General features: G+C 45.6%; 5 protein-coding genes. All 5 read left to right on the forward strand.

The genetic code is table 11. The annotated features are described in order from the left end of the window. Positions 1-4 precede the first annotated feature (4 nt). Entirely contained in the window at positions 5-3910 is a 3906-nt protein-coding gene (locus OSC7112_RS00480; protein WP_015174074.1) for a glycosyltransferase, read from the forward strand. Between the two features lie 240 nt (positions 3911-4150). Then, positions 4151-4900 (forward strand): peptidylprolyl isomerase, encoded by a 750-nt coding sequence (locus tag OSC7112_RS00485; RefSeq protein ID WP_015174075.1) that lies wholly within the window; start codon positions 4151-4153, stop codon positions 4898-4900. Between the two features lie 132 nt (positions 4901-5032). Next, positions 5033-8041, forward strand: a complete 3009-nt coding sequence (locus OSC7112_RS00490; RefSeq protein ID WP_015174076.1) for a peptidase domain-containing ABC transporter — start codon at positions 5033-5035, stop codon at positions 8039-8041. Between the two features lie 52 nt (positions 8042-8093). Further along, on the forward strand, positions 8094-10100 hold the full coding sequence (locus tag OSC7112_RS00495) for an HlyD family secretion protein (RefSeq protein ID WP_015174077.1): 2007 nt from the start codon (positions 8094-8096) through the stop codon (positions 10098-10100). A 361-nt stretch (positions 10101-10461) separates the two neighbouring features. Next, on the forward strand, positions 10462-12366 hold the full coding sequence (locus OSC7112_RS39185) for a hypothetical protein (protein ID WP_015174079.1): 1905 nt from the start codon (positions 10462-10464) through the stop codon (positions 12364-12366). The last annotated feature ends 1 nt before the right edge of the window (position 12367 follow it).

The following is a 12367-nucleotide window of genomic DNA, read 5'->3' on the forward strand; positions in this document are numbered from 1 at the left end:
AACTATGAACCCAAATCTAGGAATGAACATCGCCGGCTACATTAACGGCGAATTTGGCGTAGGAGAAGGTGTCAGAGCCAACATCAGAGCTGCCGAAGCCGCCAACATTCCCTTCAATATCAACAACTTTACCCGCAGTCCCCACCGCAAACAAGACACCACCTATCAAAATTTTAGCCAAGACAATCCCCATCCCGTAAACTTAATTCAAGTCAACGCCGATGAAGTTGCAACCTTTATCAAACATACAGGTTCCACCTATTTTGAAAACAAATACAATATCGGCTTTTGGGCCTGGGAACTTCCCGCATTTCCCCCAGAATGGCAGCCAGCATTTAATAACTTTCACGAAATATGGACTTACAGCAACTATTGCGCCGAGGCCATTTCCGCAGTCTCGCCAATTCCCGTTATCAAAATCATGCCCAGTATTGCTCTCCCCGCACCTTCCCTGAACAGAGAAGCACTGAATTTACCTAAAGATAAATTTATTTTCTTGTTTGTATTCGACTTTTCCAGCCGCATCGAGCGCAAAAATACTTTAGCGACCATTCAAGCATTTAAACAAGCTTTTGGCGAAGATGACAGCGTATTATTGATTGTCAAATCTTCTAATTCCAACAAACATTTAGAGCAGCAAAATTTATTAAAGTCTGCCATCGCCAATTCTTCAAATATCAAACATCTAGACGGGTATTTGTCCAAAAATAAACTTAACGGTTTGCTGTATAATTGCGACTGTTACGTATCGCTGCACCGCTGCGAAGGATTTGGCTTAACAATGGCTGAAGCCATGTTTTACGGCAAACCCGTAATTGCCACAGGCTATTCATCAAATACAGAATTTATGAATGTCGGCAACAGCTATTTAGTCAAGTATAAGTTAATCCCAATTGAGAAAGATTGCGGGCCTTACAAAAAAGGCAATGTTTGGGCCCAAGCGGATGTCGAACACGCTGCTGACTTAATGCGGTACGTCTTCAACAATTACCGGGAAGCTCAACAAATTGGATCGATAGCGGCCGAGGAAATTAAGACTTTACTCAACCCGCAATTTACAGGTAATAAAATTAGAAAACGTCTCGAATATATTGCCGAGATTACCGATAACTTTCAAAGCATACCTCTGTCAGGAACAGCCACAGCGAAGTCTGCCAAAATAAGGGCTAACTTGCCACAATCAAAGCAACAAAGTCAATCAAAAGGAGAACTGCCAAACGAGCAGCCGAAGGTTAGCATCTGCATTCCGACATACAACGGAGAAGCATTTATTGGGGAAGCAATCAAAAGTGCTTTGGCCCAAACCTACGCTAACATAGAACTGATTATATCCGACGACGGCTCCACAGACCGCACAATTGCGATCGCCCAATCATTCCAATCAGAAACATCAGTCGATTTCCGCATCGTACTGCACCGCAACTACGGCTTATCACAAAACTGGAACTTCTGCATATCCCAAGCAAAAGGTCAATACATTAAATTTCTCTTTCAAGACGACTTGCTCGCCCCCGAATGTATTGAAAAAATGGTCGCACTCGCCCAAGAGAACCAAAAAATAGGTATGGTTTTTTCCCCGCGCGGTATCACCATAGCTGACAATGAATCTAACCCGATTTTGCGGAGAGCAGCCCAATCAATTAAAGATTTGCATAAAAGTTGGTCGAATTTAAAATCTATTCAGCCAGGAAAAGAATTACTGGCAGATACTAACTGCTTGAACAACCCGATCAACAAAATTGGCGAACCGAGTACCGTCTTAATTGCCGCGCGAGTATTTGAAGAAATAGGATTGTTTGATTCGGGATTATCTCAGTATGTAGACTTAGATATGTGGTGGCGAATCATGGGGAACTATCACATCGGATTTGTAGATGAAAAACTGTCCTCACTGCGGATTCATCCCGAACAACAAACTTGGAAAAACTTCGCGGCTGGGGAAAATCATAAGGATGTAGTAAGATTTTACAAAAAACTACTAAATAGTCCTGATTACAGTTTCCTGGATCGACAAATCAAACAGACAATCCGCCAAAAGCTGGCATTGAGAACCCAGCCGAGTTTATCGGAATTGTCAGCACTGCTTGAGCAATACAATAAATTACCCTCAAAACAGCCTCTTCTAGCGCTGCGCCTATACCGCCAACAGCTAGCTGAATATTGGCTGAATTTGCCAGCGAAAAAATTAGAAACAGCTTACTCGAAAGACATGGGTAAAGCTCATAAATTGCTACTAGATAGCGCCCTCAAAAATGAAACTTTAACTGAGGAAGAACAAAGTTTTGTCCAGCAGTTATCCTCGAAACTTGCTGAAGGAGGGGAAATTGCTGAGAAGATGCAATATCTCCTCGCGGCGATGCTGTACGGCGACGCTTATCAGTTGCCGCTTGAGTATAATAATGCAGCGATTCCCCAGTGGTTTTTTGACGATTTTTTGAAATTTATATTTCAGTCTCCCGGTTATTTTAAACAAAACTGGGAAGTAGAAAGGTACTCTGAATATTTCCAGCAGTTAATCAAGTACGTCGCAGCTAATATCGCCAGTTTTCCCGATTCAGAAGTTTGGCGTTATTTGGCGGCTTTTATTGCGAAAAATGTGAGCTTCCAAGCTTTGTATTTGAGCGAGGGAAATCCGATCGAGATATTGAGTCAGCGAGCTGATATTCTGGAATTTTATTTGAAAAATATCGGCTGTCAAATAGAATGGAGTTTTTCTCAGAGACAAGCTGAAAGAAATAAAATCCGAGTTGGCTTTTTGCTTGATAAAATTAGTGATGAATCCGAAACTCGTGCTGCAATTCCGAGTTTTGAATATTTAGACAGAAGCAAATTTGAAATTATCGTGTACCATTTCCAGGTACAAGACGAGCGACTGGGGAAATATTGCGAAAATTGCGCCGACAAACTGGTGCAACTGTCAGAAGATTTGCCGAATCAAGTTCGAGAAATGCGATCGCACGATTTAGATATTCTGCTAATCTGCACCAATACCACCGACACTTCCCAACCAAGCGCGCTGCTGTGCCTGCACCGACTAGCGCGGGTGCAAATAGCTACCGGTGCATCAACCCCCGCCACCACCGGAACCCGAAATATCGATTATTTCATTGCGGGAGATTTGACATTGCCTGCAGGTGCAGCAGCAGATTATCGCGAAAAATTAATTAGTTTAGAAGGGTCGGGAGTTTGTTTAAGCTATACTGTAGGGTCGGCACCTGCCAAAGTTGAACCGACTCGCAGCAGTTGGGGAGCCACCGACGAATCTGTAGTGTTCGTGTCCGGCGCTCAAGCTTTGACAATTACCCCAGAATTGAGAGAAACTTGGGCAAAAATTATTGCTGCTGTACCGAATTCTATTTTAGTTTTGTATCCCTTTAGTTCCCGCTCAGAAAACTATCCGACGGTTCCTTTTTACAACCAAATTCGAGCGCTTTTTGCCGAATACGGTATTGACAAAAAGCGCTTAGTTGTGATTAAGGCGCTGCCATCTCGCGCAGATTGCATAAAATGTCTGGAATTGGCTGATATATATTTAGACTCCTATCCATACAGCAGTGCCTGCTCCTTAGCAGAACCGCTGTTGGTGGGGTTGCCTGTAGTGGCAAGAAAAGGGCAAACAACTCGATCGCGACAATCAGCCGCAGTGCTCGAAGAACTGCTACTTCCGGAAATGGTAGCAGACAGCGAGAATTCTTATTTAGATCTGAGTACAGCACTGGGAACCAACCCAGAACTGCGCCAGCACTACCGCGATCGAATCCTGCAAAAAATGGCGGCCAACCCCAAATATCTCGACAGTCGGGCTTGCTCGACCCAACTCGGAACACTCTTTGAAAGACTATTCCGAGAGTCAAGGAAGAAGGAAGTTCAGCAACTAAGCAGTGTACGGGATTTAACGGATGGATGTTGAGGGAAGAAGGAAGAGGGCAGAAGAAAGATTTTCCCACTCTCCTACTTTCCCCTTCTGGCACTACCATTCTGAGACCCGCGGGGAACCCCTCGCTAGGTAGAGCGTCAAGAAATAGACAGCAATAGCGCTAGCCCGCTGACGGTCTGCTATCATCGGGAAATTGAGGGGTTAGTGGTTGTCGCTCTTTTCCTGCCACAGCTAAATTAAAAGGGGAAGCGCAAGTCAGTTGGAGATAAAAAAATGACAGGACTTTTTCAAATAGGCGATAAATTACTGCAAGCTCAGGATATGCCATCGCTCCTGAAGCGGTACCAGTTGATGCCGCAATTCTTGCGCGGTGTAATAGTAGACCAAGCGATCGCATCCTTTAGTTGCAGCGACGAAGAACGCCAATCCGCCGTCGAGAATTTTCTGGCACAAAACCAACTGACAGCCCCCGAAGCCAAAGAAGCTTGGCTGCGCGGCCAAAACATGACGGAAGAAGAACTTCAAGAGATGGCCGTCAGGCCCTTGCTGATCGAAAAATTTAAGCAAGCCACTTGGAGACCTAAAGTAGATAATTATTTTTTAACCCGCAAAGCCAGCCTAGACCACGTAGTCTATTCCCTGGTACGCACCAAAAATCCAGCACTGGCAAACGAACTTTACTTTCGCATCCTCGAAGGGGAACAAACCTTTGCTGAAGTGGCCCGCGACTATTCCGAAGGGCCCGAGTCCAAGTCAGGCGGCTTGTTGGGCCCAGTACCCCTCAGCCAGCCCCACCCGGCAATCAGCAAACTTTTGTCCGTCAGCCAGCCAAATCAACTCTGGACGCCGCGTCCTCTGGCAGAATGGATGGTAATTATTCGACTAGAAAAGTTCATGCCGGCCCAGCTCGATGAATCGATGCGGCTGCACTTGATTAACGAACTATTTGAAAGCTGGCTCGCCGAACAGATATCGCAAATAGGCCCGCTACAGCCCCTCTCCTCCGTGTCTTCAATATCATGACCATCAAGCAATTTGGTCAGGGGCCCCCGGATTTATCCGTGGAGACTTGAAAAAGCGTAGCATCCTGACAAAAAGCCCCTGGATTCATCTGTGGATTCAATCTAAAATCTAAAATCTAAAATCTAAAATTGGATGACTTCTTCCGCTGTTTCCCTATCCCAAATTCAGGATTTCCTAGCTCAAACACCTCCCTTTGACCGACTGTCAGAGACGGCTCTGTCAGCCTTGGTGGCTAAATGCCAACTCCTCGGCTACCGGACGGGGCAACCCCTGTTTGAACGGGAAAAAATGCCGACTCAGGTGGCAATTATCTATCAAGGCCAGGCCCGGCTGCTGGGCTTTGACCAGCGCTCGCAGCGCCACGTAAGTTTGCGCTTGGTGCAGTCGAAGGAAATCCTGGGCTGGGCTGGCTTGCTCAGGGGAGTTCCCTGCGAAACGGCGATCGCCTCTACAGATGTAATTGCGATCGTCCTACCTGCCGAAGATTTCCTGAGCGTACTGGAAAAACAGCCGACATTTGGAGAAGCCTTTCGCGAACACTGTTCCTTGAGCGAAGTATTTGAACTGTTGAGCCTGGAGTTGCAGCGCCAAGCCGACGGCACTTCCAATCTCAAGGAACTTACCCTGCAAGCTTGGCAAGACGCGACAGTTGTCAACGTGCCAAACGGCAACAAAAAAACTCAAGACCTCGCCAAAGAGCTAGATGCCGATCGAGTTTGGCTCGTCAGCAGCGGCGTCTTGGGCGACTTTCCCACCGGCAGCCGCTTCTCTGTGGAAAACGCAGCCAAATCCTTAAAAGTAGAAGGCCGCCTCGGCGCCCGCTTGGTAGGTTTCCGGGAACCCCCAGAACCCCAACCCGAAACAGACCCATTAAATGGCACGACAGATCTAGTAGACCCCGGGCAGCAGAATCCGCCCGGAAAATTGCTCGAGATTCTACCGGGCCCAGACCGCCCCCCAGAACCCAAAACCGACCAACCAAAGGATGCGCCAAGATACCCTGTTTTCCGCGCTAAAGGGCAGATTGACGGCCCGCTAGCTTGCTTCCAGATGTTGAGCAAGTATTTCGGCCTCAAATTTCGCCGAGATATCATCCGCAAAGTTCTAGAAAATCAGTTAAAAACCGCTGGTTCTATCAGTATGCAAGCTTGCGGGGCGATCGCCCAAAGCATCGGGCTCACGCCCCAATTGGCGCAAGTGCCAGCAGAAGCCATCAACCGCATCAAAGCCCCGGTAATGATTAAATGGCAAGATAGTTTTGCCATTATTTACAGCATCACCGAGCAAGAATTGGTGATGGCAACCCCGGAACAGGGGCTGATGCGGAAGCGGATACCTCAATTTAAAGAAATCTGGGGAGAATCAGGAGAAGTCCTGCTGCTGCAAGCTCCGCAAGTCGAACAAAAAGAGCAGTTCAGCTTCTGGTGGTTTGTGCCGGCTCTCATGGAACACAAGACAGTGTTTTTTGAGGTGTTGCTCGCTTCGTTTTTTGTACAGTTATTTGGTCTTGCCAACCCATTAATCAGCCAAGTAATTATTGATAAAGTATTAGGTCAGCGCAGCATTGACACCTTGGATATTTTGGGGGCATTTCTGTTAGGTGTTGCCCTGTTTGAAGGACTGCTCAACGGTTTGCGTACCTTTTTGTTTATAGATACCTCAAACCGCATCGATGTCAAATTGAGTGCGGAGGTAATCGACCACTTGCTCCGGCTGCCCCAGAATTACTTTGACAACCGGCGGGTCGGAGATTTGGTCTACAAATTCAGCATGATGGGCCAGATTCGGGAATTCATGACGAGTACAGCTCTGACAGTGGTTCTCGATGCGGTATTTTCGGTGGTTTATGTCGCCGTTATGCTCTCTTACAGCGTGCAGCTAACGTTTGTATCTTTGGCAGTGGTACCGATACTTGGGCTGATGATTGTTCTAATCAATCCGCTGGTGCTGCGCCTGATCAAACAGAGAAATATGCGTTTTGCTGACTCTCAATCTTATCTAGTGGAAGTAGTCAGCGGGATTCAAACTGTTAAGGCTCAAAATATTGAATTGAAATCCCGCTGGGAGTGGTCGAGCCGCTACGCAAAATACATTACAGCCAGTTTTAAAACAATTATCACGGGAACTACCGCAGGTACGATTAGCGCCTTTTTAAACCAGGTGGGTAACTTGGCTCAGTTGTGGGTGGGAGCTTATTTGGTACTGGGAAATGAGATTACTTTGGGTCAGTTGATTGCTTTCCGAATTATTTCCGGGAACGTGACGGGTTCGCTGCTGCGTTTTGTGAGCGTGTGGCAGAGTTTCCAAGAAGTCTCGATGTCGATCGATATGCTCAAGGATGTGGTCGATACGCCGACGGAAACCAGCGATGAAGACCGCAGCAATATCCCGCTGCCCGCAATTCAAGGGCAGGTTACCTATGAGGAGGTTTCCTTCCGATTTCTGGAGAGCGGCCCACTGCAATTGGCTAATGTGAATTTGGAATTTCCCGCTGGCAGTTTTGTGGGAATTGTGGGGGGAAGCGGTTCCGGTAAAAGTACGGCGATGAAGCTGTTGCAGCGTCTTTATCCACCGCTGTCGGGCCGGATTTTTGTTGACGGGTACGACATTTCTAAGGTGGAACTGTACTCGCTTCGCAGCCAACTTGGGGTGGTATTGCAAGATACTTTGCTGTTTAACTGTACTGTTCAGGAAAATATTGCTCTGAGCAATCCCGATGCGAGTACGGATGAGATTGTGCGAGCTGCGAAATTAGCGGTAGCTCACGATTTTATTATGGGCTTGCCTGCTGGGTACAATACGGTGGTTGGAGAGCGGGGTGCGTCGCTTTCTGGGGGTCAAAGGCAGCGTTTGGCGATCGCCCGCACGATTTTGCAAAACCCGAAACTGCTGATTTTGGACGAAGCTACAAGCGCCCTCGACTACCATTCCGAACGCCAAGTTTGCAATAACTTAGCAGAAGCTTTCGCCGGTCGCACGGTGTTTTTCATTACTCACCGCCTGACTACAATCCAAAACGCCGACATAATTATTATGATGGATCAAGGTTCTGTAGTCGAGCGGGGAACTCATAAAGAATTAATGGCTCTTAAAGGGCGTTACTACTGCCTCTTCCAACAACAAGAGTCATCGAATACCTGATATCTAACAACTCACAACTGATAACTAACAATTAACAACAGATAACTAACAAATGGCCATGAAATCGGTAATACTTTCTGAGCAACCAGTCATTCTAGAAAAACCAGCGATTTGGTCGCACTTGTTTTTGTGGATGATCATGCTGATGACCACTTCAGGTGTAGTTTGGGCTTATTTTGCTAGCGTAGAGCAAGCTGTCCCCGCTGTCGGCCAATTGGAACTCAAAGATGGTGCTAGAGACATCCAAGCACCTGCTACGGGCGCTGTGGTGAGACTTCACGTTGAAAATGGCGATCGTGTGGAAAAGAACCAGCCTCTGCTCACTTTCAACCCCCTTGCACCCAGTGCCGATTTAACATCGATTCAGAAAACTAAAGAAGCTCTGGAAAAGGAAAATAAATTTTACGAAGATGTTGTAAGCGGCAAAATTCAAGGCGCTATTCCTTCTAACCTAGAATCAACAATCAAGGACAGACAGAACCTCACGGCACAAAATCAAGTGCTGCAAGCTTTGATTGACGAACTGTACCTCAATCGGGGAGCCAGCGGAAATTTTGATGCAGCCCAGCAAGGACTTTATGTTAATTATCGATCGGAATTTCTGTCTCGCGTCGCTGCCGCTCAAGGCCAAGTTCAGGAGTTGGAAAAACAACTGAAGCAAGCTCAGGATGCTGAGAAAGCTGCCGGCGATCAAATGATAGTCGCACAGCAACAATTGGGTTTTGCCCAGAACCAATTAAATTATGCCCAGCAGCAGTTAGCTTCTTCGCAAGAGCAAGTAAAATCCGCCCTGGCTCAGAGAGATTTGGCCCAAGAACAGTTAGCGAAATCGCAACAAGTATTGAAGTCGAATCAAAACATTCTAGGCCGACTCGCCCCCCTGGTGGAGGAAGGAGCCATCGCTGAACTGCAAAAAGAACGTCAAGAACAAGATGTTTTCAGAGGCCAAAGCGACGTTCTCAAACAGCAAGATCAAATCAAACAGCGCGAAGGTGAAATCAACTCCCGTAAAGGTGAAATTAACACGCGCCGAGGTGAGATAAATACGCGCCGAGGCGAAATTAACGCGCGTCAAGGTGACATTCAAAAAATTAGTGCTGAAGTACAGCGCCAGCAAGGAGAGCAAGCGCGCATTCAGGAGTCCATCGCCCGCGCCGAAGAACAGTTGAAAAACACCAAGGATTCCTGGGCGAAAGAACTTTATACCAAAATTGCTGAAAACCAGAAACAAATTGCCAGCAGCGATTCTCAGCTAAGCCGCTTCAAAGTCGAAAACTTGAAAAAGCTCTCCGAAGTGAACGCTCAGCTAGAAAAGGCTCAACAAAACCGCGACACTCAAGTGATGAAGTCTCCGGTATCTGGCGTTATCTTCGATTTGAAACCTTCTACAAAGGAGAAAGCTAAGTTGGATATGGCGAAAGATCCGATATGCCAATCCATTATTAATACGGTGCTGAAACCGGGCGAACCGCGCCCAGCACGCTGCGAAGAAGCTTATTACGAAGCGCAGCAAACTGAAAAGCTGCTCAAAGTTTTGGATGACGAAAACGGTCTGGAAGCAGTTGTTTACCTGGAAAACAGCAATGTGGCTCTGGTATTGGATGCTTTGAGACAGAAGCGGGATAAGTTGGAGCCGTATCACGGCAAACAATTGGATGGAGAAAAGATTGACTGCGAACCAGGGAAAAGTTGCGTGTGTCCTGAGAAGGAAGTTAACAGAGAGAAACTGGGTTTGACGAAATACCAATGCGTGCCTGTGGAAGTGAATGTTGAAGCTTTCCCCGCGATGGAGTTTGGTACTGCTGAGGGTGAAGTGAAAGAGATTAGCAGCGATGCTGAGCCTCCTACCGAACTGCGGAAATACTACGCTTTCAAAACCAAAATTAAGCTCAAGAATCAAAAGTTTGTTTTGAATAAGAACAAGCCGAATCAAGTGGAGGTGAATTTGCAGTCGGGAATGTCCGTGAGTTCTAATATCAATATCGGCAAGCGGACTGTTTTGCAGATGTTTATCAACCGATTTACTGGCAAATTGGATACGTTCAAGACTGTTAAGTAATTCGGTTAACCGCTATAAATAAGCAGGGTGCGCACTGCGCACCTTACCGATGTAAGGAATGAGAATTAAATAACTTACACTCTTGAAAGTGGGGAGTAGGGGTTGGGCCTTCCTAGCCCGCCCTTTTTGGACGGGCGGGACGCCCATCCCACCATAACAATTAAAATTGTAAGTTATTTAATTCGCGATCCTAAGTAAATACAATCTCCTCGATAGAATTAGGTGGTTAAAACACCTCAAAAGTCAAACTTTCGGCGGTTAGACTAAGCTTCAACGAACTTCGTTCGCTGACTAAAAAATAAAGAGTATTTAAGCCGGGTTGATATAAAATGGTGATGGCAATCGGTGCGATCGCACATTCATGAAAAAATTTATTTTATTTACTCTATATCTGATTCCTGTCCTCTTATTAATCGGATTTGTAGCGAATTTTAGCGTTAACGTTCCCGTTGATGACGAGTGGAGGTTAGCTAGCCTTTTTGAAAAAATAGCTCAGGGAAATGTAACTTTTAACGATTTTTGGGCTTTGCACAGCAACCACCGGATACTTTTCCCGAAAATAATTATTGCAGTGCTGGCTTTTGCTTCCAGATGGAATATTAATTATCAGTTGTGTCTCAGCATAGGTTTGGCTGCGATAACTTTTCTGGCTATGTACAAGTTATCCTCGATGCAAGTTAAGAATGTTGGGGATGATTTGTGGCATTTAGCTAATATTTTAACTTGTATTTTGGTTTTCTCTCTAGTTCAGCACGAAAACTGGCTTTGGGGATTTCAATTAGCGTGGTTTATCGTAAATTTGTGTTTTGTAGCTGCGGTTTATGCGTTGGTTTCAAATCACAAATTATTGCCGAATATAGCCGTTTTCAATCGGATGAAACAGAGATGTTGCACCAATATCGATAAGCTATTTAGGAACGGGCAAGATGCCCGTTCCACAAAAATTCAATGTTCTTGTGGAACGGGCATCTTGCCCGTTCTTGAGAATGATGCAACACCTCAGATCGAACAGAGTAGGGACACGGCACTGTCGTGTCCCTACTATATTCAAATATCGATTGCTGCTTTATTCTGCTTTATTGCTAGTTTTTCCCTCGCGCAAGGCTTGCTGTCTTGGTTGGCTGCAATTCCGGCTGTGGCGGCTTTAGAAGGAAATGCGGTAGAAAAAAGAAAAAGATTGATTCTATGGATATTGCTGTTTGCTGCAACTTGTGCTGTTTACTCAATTGATTATCATCCCAGTCGGAAAACAAGTATTATTTCATTGTTGAATAAGCCACTTGTGGTAATTGATTACTTTTTGAGTCTGTTGGGTTCGCCAATTGTGCGATCGTCTGGAATTTCAGCATTAGTTGGATTGCTAATATTTGCAATTTTCTTATTTTTGGGATTCCACTTTGGAAGAAAGATTACCGAGCATCACGAGGCTTTACCTTGGCTGTCAATAGGTTTATTTTCGGTTTTATCGGCTCTGTTTATTACTGCTGGTAGGGCGGAATTTGGGGCGATTCAGGCGCTCGAATCGTCGAGATATACGACGAATTCGATTTTGCTGTTAATTGCTGTGGTTCAGCTAGGGCAATTGTTTGTCCGAGGTAACGATCGAGAAACAAAAGCAACGTTAAACCACAAATACATTTTTTTTTATCGGATGTTGGCAGGGCTGTTAATTGCTACAATTATTGTTAACTCTCAACAGGCGATCGCCCAAACTCGATCGGCACTTCTTTACAAACAAGGCGCTCAAGATTGTTTGCAGTTAATCAACTATCTGCAACCGTCTGATTTTTTTGATAATTCGCCGGAAAGCTGTTTGAGGGTGCTGAGCAAAAAAACTTGGCTGGTGAGAGAAGGCGCGGCAATTATCGACAAAATAGGTTGGAAAAAGTTCGCGAAAAATGTAGAGTTTATTTCTAATACCGAGAAAGTTTACGGCTATTTAGACCAACCTCAAACCAGCGATAAATCGGTGACTGTCAAGAAAAATTCTGCTGTCAAGGCTTCCGGTTGGGCGGTTTTGCCAGGAAATTTGAAACAACCAAATATTGTACTGCTATCTGTCGGCGATAAACAATCTTTTTTTGCTAACGCTTATGTAAATTTGAACAGTCCCGACATTGCTAAGAGTTTAAAATCTGAGTTGTACAACAATGCAAGGTGGGCTGTTGATTTGTCGGATAATAATTTGCCGATCGCCCAAACCGAAATTAAAGCTTGGGTGTATAATCCTGTTGACAACCAGTTTGTCCAGTTGCGCGGAGGATGAG

This window comes from Oscillatoria nigro-viridis PCC 7112, from assembly GCF_000317475.1.
Classification (GTDB): Bacteria; Cyanobacteriota; Cyanobacteriia; order Cyanobacteriales; family Microcoleaceae; genus Microcoleus; species Microcoleus nigroviridis.